Annotated in this window: 13 protein-coding genes; 1 reads left to right on the forward strand and 12 read right to left on the reverse strand. The window is 64.2% G+C overall.

Translation table 11 applies throughout. The features are described 5' to 3' along the window. Nucleotides 1-202 precede the first annotated feature (202 nt). Nucleotides 203-1282: a helix-turn-helix domain-containing protein gene (locus APH35_RS22380; protein WP_012271842.1), complete on the forward strand. Its 1080-nt coding sequence runs from the start codon at nucleotides 203-205 to the stop codon at nucleotides 1280-1282. Between the two features lie 5 nt (nucleotides 1283-1287). On the opposite strand, the gene APH35_RS22385 is transcribed toward APH35_RS22380, so the two are convergent. The 12 genes from APH35_RS22385 to APH35_RS22440 all read right to left on the reverse strand — a co-directional run bounded on the left by APH35_RS22385 (nucleotide 1288) and on the right by APH35_RS22440 (nucleotide 16930). Beyond that, on the reverse strand, nucleotides 1288-2814 hold the full coding sequence (locus tag APH35_RS22385; RefSeq protein ID WP_060515541.1) for a Fic family protein: 1527 nt from the start codon (nucleotides 2812-2814) through the stop codon (nucleotides 1288-1290). Between the two features lie 148 nt (nucleotides 2815-2962). After that, complete coding sequence (locus tag APH35_RS22390) at nucleotides 2963-3859, reverse strand: helix-turn-helix transcriptional regulator (RefSeq protein WP_012271840.1); 897 nt, start codon at nucleotides 3857-3859, stop codon at nucleotides 2963-2965. After that, complete coding sequence (locus tag APH35_RS22395) at nucleotides 3856-5268, reverse strand: aminotransferase (RefSeq protein WP_012271839.1); 1413 nt, start codon at nucleotides 5266-5268, stop codon at nucleotides 3856-3858. Before APH35_RS22395 ends, APH35_RS22390 begins: the two co-directional genes overlap by 4 nt. 34 nt (nucleotides 5269-5302) lie before the next feature. Then, entirely contained in the window at nucleotides 5303-6406 is a 1104-nt protein-coding gene (locus tag APH35_RS22400; protein WP_060515542.1) for a polyamine ABC transporter substrate-binding protein, read from the reverse strand. Between the two features lie 173 nt (nucleotides 6407-6579). Beyond that, nucleotides 6580-7281 (reverse strand): NAD(P)H-dependent oxidoreductase, encoded by a 702-nt coding sequence (locus APH35_RS22405; protein ID WP_012271837.1) that lies wholly within the window; start codon nucleotides 7279-7281, stop codon nucleotides 6580-6582. A gap of 43 nt (nucleotides 7282-7324) precedes the next feature. Next, entirely contained in the window at nucleotides 7325-8737 is a 1413-nt protein-coding gene (locus tag APH35_RS22410; RefSeq protein WP_060515543.1) for an aldehyde dehydrogenase family protein, read from the reverse strand. Then, entirely contained in the window at nucleotides 8730-9920 is a 1191-nt protein-coding gene (locus tag APH35_RS22415; RefSeq protein ID WP_060515544.1) for a pyridoxal phosphate-dependent aminotransferase, read from the reverse strand. Before APH35_RS22415 ends, APH35_RS22410 begins: the two co-directional genes overlap by 8 nt. A 24-nt stretch (nucleotides 9921-9944) precedes the next feature. Further along, nucleotides 9945-11174, reverse strand: coding sequence for an alanine racemase (gene alr / locus APH35_RS22420; protein WP_012271834.1), 1230 nt, complete (start codon nucleotides 11172-11174; stop codon nucleotides 9945-9947). A 34-nt stretch (nucleotides 11175-11208) separates the two neighbouring features. Further along, a complete protein-coding gene (locus APH35_RS22425) occupies nucleotides 11209-12816 on the reverse strand; it encodes a 5-guanidino-2-oxopentanoate decarboxylase (protein WP_060493371.1) in 1608 nt (535 codons plus the stop codon). Next, nucleotides 12809-14926 carry an acetate--CoA ligase family protein gene (locus APH35_RS22430; RefSeq protein ID WP_060515545.1) on the reverse strand — a complete coding sequence of 706 codons (2118 nt, stop codon included), beginning with the start codon at nucleotides 14924-14926 and terminating at the stop codon, nucleotides 12809-12811. The genes APH35_RS22425 and APH35_RS22430 overlap by 8 nt, the downstream gene beginning before the upstream one ends. Before the next feature lie 16 nt (nucleotides 14927-14942). Beyond that, on the reverse strand, nucleotides 14943-16103 hold the full coding sequence (locus APH35_RS22435) for an acyl-CoA dehydrogenase family protein (RefSeq protein WP_012271831.1): 1161 nt from the start codon (nucleotides 16101-16103) through the stop codon (nucleotides 14943-14945). A gap of 32 nt (nucleotides 16104-16135) precedes the next feature. Further along, on the reverse strand, nucleotides 16136-16930 hold the full coding sequence (locus APH35_RS22440; RefSeq protein ID WP_012271830.1) for an enoyl-CoA hydratase/isomerase family protein: 795 nt from the start codon (nucleotides 16928-16930) through the stop codon (nucleotides 16136-16138). Nucleotides 16931-17094 lie beyond the last annotated feature (164 nt).

Genomic DNA, 17094 nt, shown 5'->3' on the forward strand with positions numbered 1-17094 from the left:
TAGGAGCGGCCTTGTGTCGCGATGGGCCGCACAGCGGCCCCAGGATCTTTGCCCTGGCACACAATTGCCGGGGCCGCTGTGCGGCCCATCGCGACACAAGGCCACTCCTACAAGGAGTTGCAAATCGCCCAGGGCCGTCAACCCAAAGTTGACAAGTTGCGTATACTGGCAGGCTCTTGGCCCAGATCAGGACACCCTGCCGATGTTGGAAAACAGCTTCGCCTTCCGCCTCAAGGAACTGCTCGAGCATCACAAGCTGACCCTGCAAGCCGTGGGCACGGCCTTGGGTATTTCGCGCACCGCCGTGCACAAATGGACCCGTGGCGGCGAGATCGACTACGACAACCTGCGCAAGCTGGCCGACTTTCTCAAGGTCAACTGGATCTGGCTGCGCTATGGCGACGAGGCACTGCAGAACATCCAGCAACCACAGGTGGTCGAGCTGCCCATGACCGACCTGCGCCGGCGCCTGACCGCCGAGATCATGGAAAGCGAAACACGCATGAAGCTGGCCCAGGAAGGCGCGCGCATCGTCACCTGGGAATGGAACCTGATCAGCGACGAAGTTACCTACTCGCCCAACGTCGAGCAGGTCTATGGCTGGCCGGTCCACCACAACGAAGACTTCTGGAGGCACCTGCCCGACGAAGACGTGCAGCGCATGCAGGGGATGTACGCCGACGCGGTGGCCGACGGCAGTGGCTGCGAATGCGACTTCCGCATCACCCGCCCGGACGGTGAAGTGCGCTGGATTTCTTCCCGCGCCACGGTCGTGCGTGACAGCGCCGGCCGCTCGGTGAAAATGGTCGGCATCAGCATGGACAACACCGAACGCCAGGTCGCCCAGCAGGCGCTGAGCCAAAGCGAGGAGCGCTTTCGGGCGATCTTCGAGCTGGCCTGGGGCGCCCTCGCCTACATCGACCCGGACGGCACCTGGCAGCGGGTCAACAACAGCCTGTGCGAGCTACTGGGCTACCGTGCCGACGAGCTGTATGGCATGACCTTCCAGCAGATCACCCACCCCGACGACCTGGCCCAGAACCTGCAGTTGCTGCAGCGCATGCTGGCCGGCGAAACCGAGCGTTACGAGGTGGAAAAGCGTGTGCGCCACAAGAGCGGCGAGTACATCTGGGTACGCGCGCGCACCTCGCTGCAGCGCCGTGCCAATGGCGAGCCGGAGCACCTGATCAGCGTGTTCGAAGACATCGGCGCCGAGCGCCAGGAGCATGAGCGGCTACAGGCGCACATCGCTGCGCTCGAGGCTCGACTGGCGTCCCGCTAAGCAACCTACAGGACGTCGTCAAAAGCCGAGCGCACAGCGTGCACAACGCGCTCGGCCCGTGCGGCATCCTCCAGCTCCGGGTAAGCCTTTTTCAACTTGCCGGAAACCTGCCAGCCGTTTTCCTTGAGTGAGCGGATAATGCGACTGGCGTCCGGATCGGGCATTTCCAGCACGTCCTTCAGGTGCTCCTGGGCACGCCGGAATACCACCAGCACCCGCGCTTCATCGGCCATCTCCTTGCGCACGGTATGCTCGATGACTCGCGCGGTGTACAACACATGCGCGGTCAAATCCGGGTATCGCCAGGCGACGGCCGCATCATCGTACTCATCGAACATGAAGTTGCTCGAGGTGCCGTCCGTGTAAGTGGTGGCTTTGCCAAACCGATATGACGCCCCATAGCGCTGCATGAACGGCCTGGAAAATACTTCCAGCACCTGGTCGTATCCCACACGAAACGCGATCGAACTGGTGATGGTAGCGGACACCGGCAGGATGACCCCGGCAGGCATGGCCTTGTCGCGAATCAAGGTGTCATTGATGAGAAAACGATGGATGCGGCCATTGCCATCACGCATCGGGTGGATGTACACGAAACCAAATGCCAAAACGGCGGCCCTGGCTAACGACTCGGCACCTCGTGTAGCTGCTTCGAAAGCCTTGAGCCCATCGATCAGCTCCGCGACCTGGCCGTAATGGGGCGCGATGTAGTGCACGATGTCTTCGCGCATGGTCGCCTGCCCGACAAAAACAGGGGACTGCCGCAACCCCAGACCAAGTGCTTCGTGCCCCAATATCCCGGCCTGCAACTTGTGCAGCGATCGCTCGCTCAGCGGTTCTTCGACAGTGCCACAATACCTGGCAATCACGTGCGCAAACCGTTGGATCCTGTCCGCTTGATCGGCTTCTTTCTCGATTAGAAAGCTGGCGCGCGACTCCTTGAAGGTCAACCACCTGGCGCTGCGCAGCAGAATGTCGGCACCGAAGGCCTGGTCGAGTTCACCCAATGCAGCCGCCAGGTCGAATGCCAAGGCATTTTGAACCTCCTCGGTACGGCGTAGCACTGGGCAGAAACCTGACGTACCCGGCAAGTTGTCGTTTACCCGCCAGCGGCGCACACGCAGTGGCGAGGTACGAACCAAATATTTATGACTGGCGACGGCATCACAGTAGGCACCATTGCCGACATCCGGCACATCCAGTCGGGTGCCTGTGAGCCATTCGTAGAAAAAACCGGTACGGCGGGCAAACTGGCCAAAAGGGGATTGCCTGCACCAGGCCTCGACCGGCTCAGGGCCCACGGCAGCAAACAAGCGCGCAAAGAACTCGAGGTGAATGTCCTCGTATTTGAGGCCGAATTCGAAATGCCCTGCAAAATTGTCCGATGGCCGATAGCTTGGCGGGTATTGATTGCTCACCAGCCCGTCGCTGTCACGGCTCACCCGGGTGGTTCCGATCGTCGATTCGACACGAAGTGGCTGCACCATCGTGATGCCATATCGATCGGCCAACGCCCTGAATCCTACCTGCATTGCTGAATCCTTTACCTTTTGCCCGAAAACGCTATCTACTCAAAGAATTTACGCGAAAACATTAACGCCGCAAGTACGAAATGACTAACGGATCAACGAAAACGTTAACAAATGGCGATTTCTGGTGAAAAACGCTAACAGGGTGGCATCAAGCGACTACCACCGCAGTCCCCTGTCGCAACCAGTCGATAAACCGTGCAAACAGCTCCGACTGCGAGTTGATCTCCAGCTTCAGGTACAGGTTCTTGCGGTGCATGCGCACGGTCTCCGGGGAGATACCCAGTTCCAGCGCAGTGGACTTCACCGAATGCCCACGCAAGATCATGTGTGCCACCTCTCGCTCACGGTCGGTCAGCACTTGGCAGCCAAAACTGTCGAACGCCGCCTGCAGGCTGCCGCGCTCGGCTGAGGCAGGCTCGGGGTCCAGGTTGTGCCTGGCATAGCGCCCCAGCAGTTCGCGGACCATCGGTTCCAGCGCACGCAACAGGTCGATTTGCCCGGCACTCAGGCGCGTGCCGCTGCAGCCCTGGAACAGGCTCAGCGACAGCTTGCGGCCTGCGCTGAGGTCGACGATGTAGTAGCTGTCTTCACTGCAACCGGTGCCCAGGTAATAGGCCTTGTAGTAGTCGCTGTCGAAGAAGTTGTCGGGGGCGATTTCCTGCAAATGGTAAAAGCCTTCGGCCAGCCCGCTTTGCACGGCCAGGCAGAACGGGTCAAGCAGGTAGCCTGCGCTGAAATAGCGCTCCAGCACTGCGGCGCGGTGCAGCTCGGGAATACCTTGCTGATAGAGCAACTGCGGTGCGCGCCCCTGGCACTCGAGGCTGATCATCATCGACTCGACCTGCACCAACTGGCCGATGGCAGCGGCCACATATTCCAGTGCATCGGGGGTTTCGCTTTGCGCCAGCGCGCGCTGCAGCGCCGCGTGCCATTGCTGCAGCGCGCCCATCGTGAGGGTAAGCGGGGTGTCGGGAGAGGCCTGTGTCATGCCCGGCAGTCTAGCTTGCCAGGCACGCCCCCGCACAGCCCTTTGCGCCAGGTTCATCGGCCCTGGTACAGGCCAAGCGCAGTCAATTCACGTGCTGTTTCGATGATGCACTGGCGCAGGGTCTCGACGATTTCGTCCACCTGCGCATGGGTGATGATCAACGGTGGCGACATCACGTTCAGGTGCATGATCGGGCGTACCAGCAACCCTTTGGCCTGGGCCTTGCTGTGGATGCGCTCACCGATGTTCACCTCGTCCGGGAACAGCGCCTTGCTGGCTTTGTCGGCAACGAACTCGACACAGGCCATCAGCTTCATGCAGCGCACATCTCCCACCAGCGGCAGCTCGCGCAAGCTTTGCAGGCGCTGCTCCAGGTAACTGCCAACGTCCTTGACGTGATCGAGCAGTTGCTCGCGCTCGATGATCTCGATGTTCTTCAGCGCCGCCGTGCAGCACACCGGGTGACCACTGTAGGTGAAACCATGAGTGAAGCAGCGCCCCTTGCCCGGCTCGGCGATCACCTCCCAGATACGCTCGGAGAAGATGCACGCGCCCAGCGGCAAGTAGGCCGAGGTCAGGCCCTTGGCGGTGGTGATGATGTCGGGGGTGACGCCAAACAGTTCTTCACTGGCGAAGAAGGTGCCCAGGCGTCCGAACGAGGTCACCACTTCATCGGCGACGAACAGGATGTCGTAGGTCTGGCACAGTTGCCACATGCGCAGGAAGTAGCCCTCGGGCGGAATGATCACCCCGCCCGAACCCATGATCGGCTCGGCGAAGAACGCCGCCACGTTGTCGGCACCCAGCGACAGGATCTTGTCTTCGAACTCGGCCACCAGGTAGTCGAGGAACTCGGCCTCGTCCATGTCGTCCGGCGCGCGGTACGGGTTGGGGTTGGACACGTGGTGGATCAGGTCGTGGTGATAATCGAACTCCGGTACCCGGTCGGCGGCCTTGTTGCCAATCGACATGGTCAGGGTGGTGGAGCCGTGGTAGGCGTTGTAGCGAGCGATGATGTGTTTCTTGTGCGGCTTGCCACGGCAGTTCTGGTAGTACTGGATCAGCCGGTAGGCGGTGTCGACAGCGGTCGAGCCACCGGTGGTGAGGAACACATGGTTAAGGTCGCCCGGCGCCAGTTGCGCAAGCTTCTGGCACAGTTCGATGGCCACGTCGTTGGCCATGTCGGAGAACGGGTTGGAGTACGCCAGCTGGCGCACCTGGTCGGCGATGGCCAGGGCCATTTCCTCGCGGCCCAGGCCGATATTGGTGCACCACATGCCGCCGACGGCATCGAGGAAGCGGTTGCCGTGGGCGTCACGAATGTACGCGCCCTCGCCGGCGACGATGTTCAACGCACCTTGCGCGCGGTGCTCATCGAACACATGGTAGCCGTGCATGTAGTGGGCCTTGTCGGCTTCGACCAGCGGGTCGTGGGCAATGACGAATGCTTTGCTTGGGGTGGCCATGGGCAGCTCCTTGGCGGGAATCGTTGGGCAGTGTTCAGAAACCGGTCTTGACCGTGCTCCAGACCCGGGTGATGGCACGCATGTCCTTCGGGCTCTGGGTTTTCTGCGCGAACAGGCGTTCACGGGTTGACGCGTCCGGGTAGATGGCCGGGTCCTGGCGGATGTCATCACGCACCAGCGCGGTCGCGGCGGCGTTGCTGTTGGCGTAGTGGATGTAGTCGGTGACCTTGGCCATGGTCTGCGGCTGCAGCAAGAACTCGATGAAGCGGTGGGCGTTGGCCGCGTGCGGTGCATCCTTGGGGATGTACAGGTTGTCGAACCAGATCAGCGAACCTTCCTGGGGGATGAAGAACGACAGTTTGATGTCCTTCTTCGCTTCCACCGCGCGAGCCTGGGCGGTGGCGTAGTCACCGGACCAGGTCAGCGCCAGGCAGACATCGCCATTGGGCAGGCTGGTGAGATAATTCACCGAGTCGAACTTGCGAATGTACGGGCGGATGCCCAGCAGCAGCTGTTCGGCCGCCTTGAGGTCAGCCGGCGACGCGCTGCGCGGGTCCTTGCCCAGGTACTGCAGGGCCAGCGGGATCACTTCGGTGGGTGCGTCCATCAGGGTGACGCCGCAGTCGGCAAAGCGCGAGACGATCTTGGGGTCGAACAGCATGGCCAGCGAGCCGATCGGTGCGTCGGGCATGCGCGCCTTGATCTTGTCGACGTTGTAGGTGACCCCCGAGCTGCCCCAGGTGTAGGGCGCCGAGTACTTAAGGCCCGGGTCGTAGCCCTGCAGGTTGTCGACCACCTGTTGGTCGAGGTTGTGCCAGCTGGGCAGTTGCTGCTTGTCCAGCGCCTGGAATACCCCGGCACTGATCAGCGGGGGAACGAGGGAGGCGTTGAGCATGACCAGGTCATAACCGGAGCGGCCGGTGAGCAGTTTGGTCTGTACCGTTTCGTAGCCGTCGAAGGTGTCGTAGATGACCTTGATTCCGGTGGCCCTCTCGAAGTCGGCCAGGGTGGTTTCGCCGATGTAGTCGGTCCAGTTGTACAACCGTAACGTATTGGCGCTGTCCACCTCTGCCGCCTGGGCCAGGCTGGCGCCAGACGCCAGCAGCAGACCACCAATCACCTTCAGTACCTTGCGCATGGCAACTCCATCGTGTGAATGCTCCGGAATCGAGCCGATGGGTTCACTATCGTGGGATTTGCCGAGGGGGGACATACCCCGAATGTGTGGGTGGTCGCTTTTAGTGCCTAGCTGCGTGCGCGCTTTTTTGTAGGAGCGGCATCGTGCCGCTCATACGAGAAACCGCGCACGGCTCAAGGGAGTGGGTACAACGCCTCATCGAACTGTGCCAGGCGCGGGAACACCAATGGCTGGTCGTCCGACAGTTGCTCCAGGCGCTGCCGGTACTGCTGTAGAAAATCCTGCCGCGCCTCATCGCTGATATACGGCACATGCCAGGCCACGAACGGCGGCAGCACCTCGAACCCGACATAGGCCAGCGTGCCTCGCAGAATCGGCCGCAGCATGTCCTCCAGCGGGCCATGAATCGCCCCCTCGCCAAACATGTGCTCGCGCCCACCCAGGGTCACGGTCACCAGCGCCTTCTTGCCGGCCAACCCACCTTGGTCGTAGAAGCGCTTGCCGCCATAGCACACCCCCGACACCAGCACCCGGTCGATCCAGCCCTTGAGCATGGCCGGTGCCGAGAACCAGAAAATCGGGAAGTTCAGCACCAGCAAGTCGGCCCACAACAGCTTGTCCAGTTCCTGCTGGATATCTGCGGCAATGCCGCCGCGCTTCACGCCCTGGCGCTGCTCCAGCGCATACACCAGGTATTCAGGGTTCTCACGCTGGGTAAAGTCATCGGCACTGGCCACCGGGTTCCAGCCCATGGCGTACAGGTCGCTGACCTGCACCTGGTGGCCCTGGGCGCGAAAGGTTTCCACGGCCTGGTCACGCAGGGCTGCGGTGAACGATTGCGGCTCGGGGTGAGCATGGACGATCAGTACATTCACAAACACTCTCCTCATACAAAACTGGTTGTCTTGCCGCAGGGGCTCAGCACTGCACCGCTTTGACCTCGACGAACTCCGCCAGGCCCTCCTCGCCCCACTCGCGGCCGTTGCCCGACTGCTTGTAGCCACCGAACGGCGCCTGGTAGTTGAACCCGCCTCCGTTGATGAAGCACTGCCCGGCACGTATCTGCCGCGCCAGGGCAAGGCCCCGCTCGCGGTTGCCGGCCCACACCGCGCTGGACAGGCCGAACGGCGAATCATTTGCCAGCGCAAGCGCCTGGGCCTCGTTGGCATAAGGGATCAGGCACAGTACCGGGCCAAAGATTTCTTCCTGGGCAATGCGCATGCGGTTGTCGACGTCGGCGAACAACGTCGGCGCCACGTAGAACCCGCGCTCGAAGCCGCCGTAATCACCGCCGCACACCAAGCGCGCGCCCTCCTCCTGGCCTGCGCGAATGTAGTCGAGCACGGTACGCCGCTGGCCTGCCGAACACATCGGCCCGAGGAAGCTGGCCGGGTCACGCGGGTCGCCCATGACCAGTGCACGGGTTTCGGCCTCGGCAATGTCCAGTGCCTCGGCATAGCGGCTGGCCGGCAACAGCATGCGGGTCAGCGCCGTGCAGGTCTGCCCCGAGTTGATCATCACGTCCTGCACGCCATGGCGCACCGCAGCATGCAAGTCGGCGTCGGCGGTGATCAGCAGCGGCGACTTGCCGCCCAGCTCCAGGCACACACGCTTCACCGTCGGCGCGGCCGCTTGCGCCACCCGCACCCCGGCGCCGGTGGAGCCGGTGAACGACACCATGTCCACCTGTGGGTGTCGGGCCAGCGCCTCGCCGACCTTGGCCCCGGGGCCACTGACCAGGTTGAACACCCCGGCCGGCAAGCCGATGGCATCGACCATTTCAGCCAGCAAAAACGCGTGCAACGGCGTTTCCTGGCTAGGTTTGACCACCACTGTGCAACCTGCAGCCAAGGCTGGCGCCAGCTTGCCGATCATCTGGTGCAGCGGGTAGTTCCAAGGGTTGATGAATGCGCATACGCCAACGGCTTCGCGGTACACCAGCGAGTTGCCGACTTCACGCACTTCATCCATCAGCCCGGCCAGCTCGGCGTACTGCGCCAGCCCGGCAATCGGGCCTTCGACCTGCACCGCCTGGCACCACTGCACCGGCATGCCCAGCTCATCGGTGATGACCGCTGCCATTTCCGCCGCACGGTTTTTCAACTGCGTGGTCAATGCCCGGATATACCCTGCGCGCACATTGGACGGCGTGCGCGACCAGCTATCGAAGGCCCGTCGCGCCGCCATCACCGCCCGCTCGACATCGGCCTCGTCGCCCAGCGGTACACGGCCGATGGCCTGCTCACTGGCCGGGTCGATCACCTCGGCCACGCCCTGCCCGCTCGGCACCTGCCAGGCGCCGTCGATATAAAGCCGCGCATACTCACGCATCGGCCTGCTCCTGCATCAGTTCGCCAGCACAGCGGGCAATGCGCTGGCAGGCGTCGGCCAACGCCTCGCTGCCGAGCACCAGGCCCAGGCGAATGTGCCCGGCGGCGCTGGGGCCAAAGGCCTCACCCGCCAGCACCGACACGCCCTGGCTGTCCAGCAGGCGGTCGGCGAAGGCCTGGGCGCTGAGGCCGGTATCGCGGATATCGACCATCACGAACATGCCGCCGTCGGGCTTGAGCGCCTTGATACCAGGGCAGCCTGCCAACTGCTCGCACACCAGGTCGCGGCGCTGGCGGTAGGCCTCACGCATGGCATCCAGCTCGGGCAGTTGCTGTTCCAGCGCCACCACGGCGGCATCCTGGATAAAGTCCGGCGAGCCGTACAGCATGCACAGGGCGAGGTTTTCCAGGTGCGTGGCCAGCTCGGCCGAACCGACTACCCAGCCCATGCGCCAGCCGGTCATGGCATGCGACTTCGACAGGCTGTTCAGGGTCGCGGTGCGCTCGGCCATGCCCGGCAGGCTGGCGGGGCTGACATGCTCGCCTTCATACAGCAGCTCGCTGTACACCTCGTCAGAAATCAGCCAAAGGTCATGGGCGATGCACAGCTCGGCCAATGCCTCCCAGGTGGCACGCGGCAGGCTCGCCCCCGACGGGTTGTGCGGGCTGTTCAGGGCCAGCGCGCGGGTGCGCGGGGTAATACGCTCGGCAACGTCACGCGGGCACACGCGAAAGCCGTTCTCCGGCTTGACCGGCACCGGCACCACCTTGGCACCACAAGCCCCGAACACCGCCTCGTAGGTGACATACATCGGTTCGGCGACGATCACCTCGTCGCCTGCTTCGAGCACGCATTGGGCCACGCAGTACAGCGCGCACTGGGCCCCCGCCAGCACCGTCACCTCATCGGCGCTTACAGCCTGGCCGCTGCGTTGCCGGTGGCGGTTGGCGATGGCCTGGCGCAGGGCCAGCTTGCCGCGCACATCGGCGTAATGGGTGTGGCCGGCCCGCAGGCTGTCGATGGCCGCCTCGACGATCGGCGCGGGGGTGTCGAAGTCCGGGTCACCCACCGACAGCAGCAGGATATCCTTGCCCTCGGCCTGCAGCGCCAGGGCGCGGTAGTGGATGTCCCAGGCCGCGGCCCCGTCGCCGGCGATGCGTTGAGTGAGCTTGGCGTAGCGCATGGCAATCTCCCTTCAATAGCGGTTTCAGTCGACGAGAATCTTCGGGTTGGAACTGCCCCACACGGTGTACAGATCGGCCAGCAGCGCGCCGTTGATTTCTTCCATCTCGGCCTGGGTGATTTCGCCCCCGGCCTGTTTGCCGAACAGCACCACTTCGTTGCCGCCCTTCACGTCCGGGAAGTCGGTGACATCCACCATCAGCGTGTTCATCGACACCTTGCCCACCACCGGCACACGGTGGCCGTTGATCAGCACATGGCCCTTGTTGGTGAACACCCGGCGGTAGCCATCGGAGTACCCGACCGTGATGTTGGCCAGGCGCGAGTCACGGGTCAGGGTAAACGTGCGGTCATAGCCGACGGTGTTGCCGGCCGGGTAGCTGTGCACCGCCGCCACGTGCGACTTGAACTGCATGGCGCGTTTGTACTCGGTACGCTCCGGCACGGTATCGCCGAACAGCGCGCCACCGGTGCGCACCATGTCCAGGCGCGCCTCCGGCACTTCCAGGGTGGCGAACGAGTTGGCCGCATGCAGGGTGAGCTTGCTGCGGTCGAGCTTGGCGTGCTTGATCAGCCAATCGGTCTGCTCATTGAATGCCGCCAGGCCCTTGCGCACATCGTCCTTGTCTTCGACGGCGAAGTGGGTCATCAACGCAACCAGCTCGAGGTGTTTCTGGTCGGTGATCTGCAGCGCTTCGCCACGGCCGGACCAGCTGCCCATTTCCACCCCATTGCGGCTCATACCGCTGGAGTTGAGTGCCATATGGATACGCAAGGTCTTGCCATGGCGCGCGGCGATGGCGTCAACCTGGCGGGCGAACTCGGCGCTACCGACCAGTTCTTCCATGTCGTACTGCAAGGCATCTTCCAGCTCGCTGAGGCTGGCCAGGCGCACCCGCACCAGTTGCCCGGTGAAACCGCTGGCGCGGACCACGCGGGCTTCCTCGTTGCTGGCTACCGCCACGCAGGGCACGCCCTGGGCGATGATCGACGGCATCACCAGGCCGATGCCGTGGCCATAGGCATCAGCCTTGAGCACGGCGCACAGTTTGGACTTGCCGGCCAGCTCGGCCTGCAAGGTGCGGATGTTGTGCTGCAGGGCGCTGGCGCTGACTTCGACCCAGGCGTTGCTGTTCTGCACGGTCAGGGCGTTGGTGCCGTTGTCCATCGACAACGGCGGTGCGGCATACAGGGGGGCCTGGCCAGTGATCAGCAGGGCCAGGGATGCGGCCAGAAGGGTGCGGCGAAATGGCATGATGTTCACTCTGGTTCTTGTCGTTGTGCGCGCCTTAGCAGACGCAGGTGTGTTTGAGTTCGATGAAGGTCACGCCTGGGGTGGCGAAGCCACTGGCCAGGTCGGCCTGCAGCGCGTCCAGGTCGCGTGGCTGGTGCACTGTGCAACCGAAGGCGCGGGCCAGGCCGATGAAGTCCGGGTTGCGTGGCAGCACGCCGACCGGCTCGATATCCAGGCCGAGCATATCGTCGCGGATCTGGCCAAGGGCGTCATTGTTCCACAGCAACACCACCAACGGCCGCTGCAGTTCTTCGACCGCCGTGGCCAGCTCCTGGGCGGTGTAGAGGAAGCCGCCGTCGCCCACCAGCACCAGGCCGGGGCGGTGGTCGGTGGCGAACATGCCGCCGATGCCGGCTGGCAGGCCATAGCCGAGGGTGCCGTAGCCGGTGGGGTGCAGCCAGCTGCGTGGCGCCCGGCTGGCGAAGGCGTAATTGCCGGTGTAGGCCAGCTGGGTCATGTCACTGCTGATGAAGGCATTGTCGGGTAGTACGGCGGCAATGCGGTCCAGAATGGCCTGGTGGGTCGCCTGCAACGGTGCATGCCCATTGCGGATGGCCTGGCGCAGGTTGGCTACCGCCTCGCTGGCCTGGGCAGGGTCGCGCTGGAGTGCTGGCAGGTGCTCCAGCAAGCCGGCCAGGGTTTGCCGGGCGTCTCCCAGCAGGGCAATGGCACAGGGATAGAAATCGTTGAACTTGCGCGGGTCGATGTCCACCCGCAGCAATTCGCCCGTGATCGGCAAGCGTTCGCGCCAGAAGTCGGTGTCGGCCATCTCGGTGCCTACCGCCAGCACCACATCGGCCTGGCTGATCAACTGCCAGCCAGGTTCCACGCACAGGCTGGCCCCCGCATTCAGGGGAGCCTGCGGTGGCAGCAGGCCCTTGCCGGCCACGCTGGTGAACACCGGTGCCGCCAGCCGGGCGCTCAACTGCGCCAATTGCTCGGCCGCGTGCAACGCACCGCCACCGGCGATGATCATGGGCCGCTTGGCCGTGGCCAGTTTCAGGGCAGCCTGGTCGAGGGTTTCGCGGCACGGCTGGCCACGCGCAGGGCGGCGCACCACCTCATCGCTCCAGTCACGGCTGACGCGCGCCGCCAGCACGTCCAGCGGCACCGAGATATGCACCGGGCGTGGCCGTTCGCTGTCGAACACAGCCCAGGCGCGGGCGATCAATTCGGGCAGGTCGTCGCCGCGCAAGGCCACAGCCGAAAACGCGGTGATCGGCGCAGTCATGGCACGCTGGTCCTGGGTTTCATGCAGGCAACCCCAGCCCTTGCCCAGGCTGGCGGTGTGGTTGACGCTCGAAATCACCAGCATTGGTACCGAGTCGGCATAGGCTTGACCGATGGCGGTGGCGGCGTTGGTCACACCCGGGCCGGTGATGACGAAGCACACCCCCGGCTTGCCGCTCACCCGCGCATAGCCGTCAGCCATGAAACCGGCGCCCTGCTCGTGACGGGTCAGCACGTGGCGGATGCCACTGCCCGGCAAGCCTCGGTACAGCTCCAGGGTGTGCACCCCAGGGATGCCGAACACGGTCTGTACGCCGTAGTTGGCCAGCAGGCGCACCAGTGCCTGGCCGGCGGTCAGGGTCAGCTCATTCATGTCGTTCTCCTTGCGCCTGGCCGAGGCGGATCAGCGCATCGACCGCGGTGGTGCCGTGGGCACCGACCATCAATGGGTTCACATCCAGCTCAAGCAGTTGCCCGGCGTTCTCACAGGCGTAGTCAGCCACCGCACGAATGGCCGCGACCAAGGCGTCGAGGTCGGCGGCCGGGCGGCCACGGAAGCCTTGCAGCAGGGTGGCACTGCGCAGGTTCAGCAGTGCGGTGCGGATGGCGCTGTCGGTGGTAGGCAGCAACAGGCTGGCACTGTCCTTGAGCAGTTCGACCAGCACGCCGCCGGCGCCGATTACCAGGGCAAGGGCAAAGTCGGGTTCACGCTTGATGCCGACAATCAACTCGGCCAAGGGCGCCTCGGCCATGGGTTCGAGCAACACCTGATCAAACGCGACCTGCGGGGCGTAGGCAGCGATGCGCTGGCGCATCTGCACCAGTGCGGCGTCCAGGGCAGCGGCATCGCGCAGGTTCAGCGCCACCGCACCGGCCTCGGTCTTGTGCGGCAGCTGTGCGCTTACCGCCTTGAGTACCAGCGGGTACCCCACGCCGGCAGCGTCTGCCACGGCACGCTCGGGTGTACTCAGCACACCCGCTGGCACGGGCAAACCGAAGGTGCGCAGGGCTTGCTTGGATTGCCATTCGTCCAGCAGCCGGCTTTCGCCCGCAAGGGCCTGCGGGCACAACGGCATGCGTGCGGCCTCGCCCTGCTCCAGCAAACGCTGGCGGTTGCGTTGGTAGGCGACGATGCGGCCCCAGGCCGCCAGGCCATCTTCCACGCCCTGCAGGGCCGCAATGCCCCGTGCATGCAGGCGCTCGCGCGCGCTGGCAGGCAGAAGTTCGGGGAATGCCGAGGTGACGAAACCGATTTTGCCGTGGCGTTCGAGGGCATCGCTGTACAGCCCCAGCAGCAGGTCGCACTCCTTGCGTTCACCGGTGAACGCCGCCGGGTAGTCCAGCACCAGCATGGCCGCACCCGCTGCGCCGCTCAGGGTGCTGTCGAGCATGCGTTGCAAGGCCGCTTCATCGCCCCAGATGGCAGTGGTGAAATCCAATGGGTTGACCAGGTTGGCAAATGCCGGTAGCACCTCGGCCAGCGCCGTCACCTGCCCTTGTTCAAGTTTCGGCAGGTGCAGTTGGTTGCGTTCGGCATAGTCGGCGATCAGGCCAGCATCGCCACCTGAACAGGCCAGCGCGATGAGTTCGCCGTCTGCGGGCAAGCGCCCGCAAGCGGCTGCCTTGAGCGTTTCGACAAAGCTCACCGGGCCGCTGACGCGGATTACACCCAAGCGTTGGAACAGGCTGTCGTACAGGGCGTCGGAGCCGGACAACGAGCTGGTGTGGCTCAGCGCCAGTTCAGCGCCGATCTGCGACACGCCTGTCTTCAGGGCAATGATCGGTATGCCCTGCTGCAACGCCTTGTAGGCGGCGCGGGCAAAACCCGGCACGTTCTTCAAGCCTTCCAGGTGCAGCCCGATGGCCGTTACCCGTGGGTCATCGAGCAGCACGTCCATCAGCTCGGCCACGCCCAGTTGTGCCTGGTTGCCGACCGAGGCCATGTAGGCTACCGGCAGTGAGCGGTCGCTCATGGACAGGTTGTAGGCAAAGTTGCCACTTTGCGTGAGGATCGCCACGCCTTTCTCCACCTGCTGGCCGCCATGCGCGACCGGCCACAGGGCAGCGCCATGCAGGTAGTCGAGCAGGCCGTAGCAGTTGGGGCCGAGCAAGGCCATGTTGCCGGCGGCGTCGAGCAGGCGCTGCTGCAGCTGGCGCCCCTCCTCACCGCTTTCGGCAAAGCCCGAGGCATAGCAGATGGCGCCACCGGCGCCGCGTGCGGCCAGCTCGGCAACGCACTGCAAGGTCAGTTCGCGGTTGGTGGCGATGAACACAGCGTCCGGGGCATAAGGCAAGTCGGCCACCCGTGCCACGCAGGGGATGCCTTCGAGGCTTTCATGCTGTGGGTTGACCAGAAACAGCTCGCCGCCAAAGCCACCTTTGGCGCAGCGCTTGAGCGCCCGAGCCATGCTGCGCCCGCCGACGAAGGCCAGGTGCCGGGGCGCCAACAGGCGCTTGAGGTTGTCACGAATCGATTGCGACATGGGGTTCTCCAGGCGCTCAGCGCAGCAGCGGGCGCAGCAGTTCGCGGGCGATGATGTGCCGCTGGATTTCCGAGGTCCCCTCCCAGATGCGTTCGATACGCGCATTGCGCCAGATGCGCTCGACCGGCCCTTCGTCCATAAGGCCCATACCGCCAAATATCTGCACGGCTTCGTCGGCCACCTTGCCCAGCACTTCGCTGGCAAACAGCTTGGCCATGCCGGCCTCGCCGTCGGTCATGCTGCCCTGGTCCATCTTCCAGGCAGTGTGCAGGGTGAGCATCTCGGCGGCGCGAATCTGCGTGGCCATGTCGGCCAACTTGAACGACACACCCTGGTAGCTGCCAATGGCCTGGCCGAATTGCTTACGGTCGGCGGCCCATTGCAGCGACAGGTCGAGTGCGCGCTGGGCCTGGCCCACGCAGTTGGCGGCGACCATCACCCGGCCTGCGGTAAGCCAGGCGTTGGCCACTTCCCAGCCCTTGCCAACCTCGCCCAGTACCTTGCTGGCCGGCACCCGGCAGTCGTCGAAGAACAGTTCGTAGGTGTGGTAGCCACGGTTGCTGACGCATTTGGGGCCACGGCGGATGGTCATGCCCGGCGTACCACGGTCCACCAGCAACGCCGTGACCGCATTGCGCTTGCGCCCGTTGTGCTCGTAGGTGTCGGTGACCGCGAAGACAATGGCGAAATCGGCGTGGCCGGCGTGGCTGATGAAGTGCTTGCTGCCGTTGATGACAAAGTCATCGCCCTGGCGCACGGCGCGGGTCTTGATGGCGTTGGCATCGGAGCCGGCGCCCGGTTCGGTGAGGGCGAAACAGTCTGTTTTCTCGCCCTGCACGCAGGGCAGCAGGTAGTCGTTGATCTGCTCATCCTTGCAGGCCATGAGAATTTTCGACGGCCGTGCGACAAATACATGCAGGGCCCAGGACACCTTGGACAGCTCACGCTCGATCAACGCCTGAGACAAGTAGTCCAGGCCGCCGCCACCGACTTCCTCGGGCATGTTGAAGGCATAGAACCCAGCGGCGATGGCCTTGCCGCGGATCTGTGCGGCCAGCTCGGGTGACACGGCATCGGCGCGGTCCACCGCTTCCTCATGGGGCAGCAGCTCTTTGGCGACAAAGCTGCGTACCGCTTCCACCAACATTTCTTGTTCTTGGGTCAGTTGGAAATTCATCTGCAAAGGTCCTGGTCAGGGTCGGTATCGGGTTACTGGCCTATGAAACGGGGGGCGCGGCGTTCAACCGAGGCTTGCAGCGCCTCGACGCCATCCTGGCTGCGGCCGCACAACAGGCCGGCGTGGCGCTCGGCTTCCAGCTGCTCGGCCAGGGTGCGCCGGGCGCCGTCACGCATCAGTTGCTTGGTCTGCGCAAAGGCGAAGGTCGGGCCGCAGGCCAGGCGCCCGGCCAACTCGGCGGCCACGGCGGGCAGTTGCTCGTCGGCACAGACTTCACTGACCAGCCCAGCCGCCAGGGCGCGCTCGGCGCCCCACAGTTCATCGAGGAACAACAAACGCTTGGCCTGCTCGCTGCCGATCAGCCGTGGCAGGTGCCAGCTGGCGCCGGCATCGGGGCTGTAGCCCATGCTGGTGTAGCCGGCCTTGAAACGCGCCGAGGCGGCGGCGATGCGCAGGTCGCAGCACAGGCTGAGGTCCATGCCACCGCCCACGGCGGTGCCGTTGATGGCGGCGATGGTGGGTTTGGCGAGGCTGTGCAGGCGCAACATCAGAGCATGGGCGGTTTCGGTCCAGCCGTAGCTTTCCAGGGTGCCTGCGGCTTCGGCGGCAGCCCATTCGGCCAGGTCGGCGCCGGCGCAGAAACTGCGCCCGCTGCCGGTGAGTACCACCACGCGTACCGCCGGGTCGCCGTTATGGCTGTCGAGCAAGGCATGCAGTTGCTTGAGGGTTGGGATATCCAGCGCGTTGCGCTGCTCGGGGCGGTTGAGGGTGATCCAGGCAACGCCGGCTTCGACGTTGCTCAACAGTGACGACGACGGGGTGGTCATGGGGGCCTCGGTGTTGTTGTGATGGTTTGGGGAGGACTTGATGAGGGAGATACTAAACGAGTGTTCAACAAGGCGGGATGGGCTGTTACAACTTCGCACAACTCGGTTTTCGGTGTTACACAGCTGGTTTTTGCCTTTGCATTTTCAGGGTCTGTGAGATCGAG

This window comes from Pseudomonas sp. NBRC 111132 (genome assembly GCF_001320565.1).
Lineage (GTDB): Bacteria > Pseudomonadota > Gammaproteobacteria > Pseudomonadales > Pseudomonadaceae > Aquipseudomonas > Aquipseudomonas putida_P.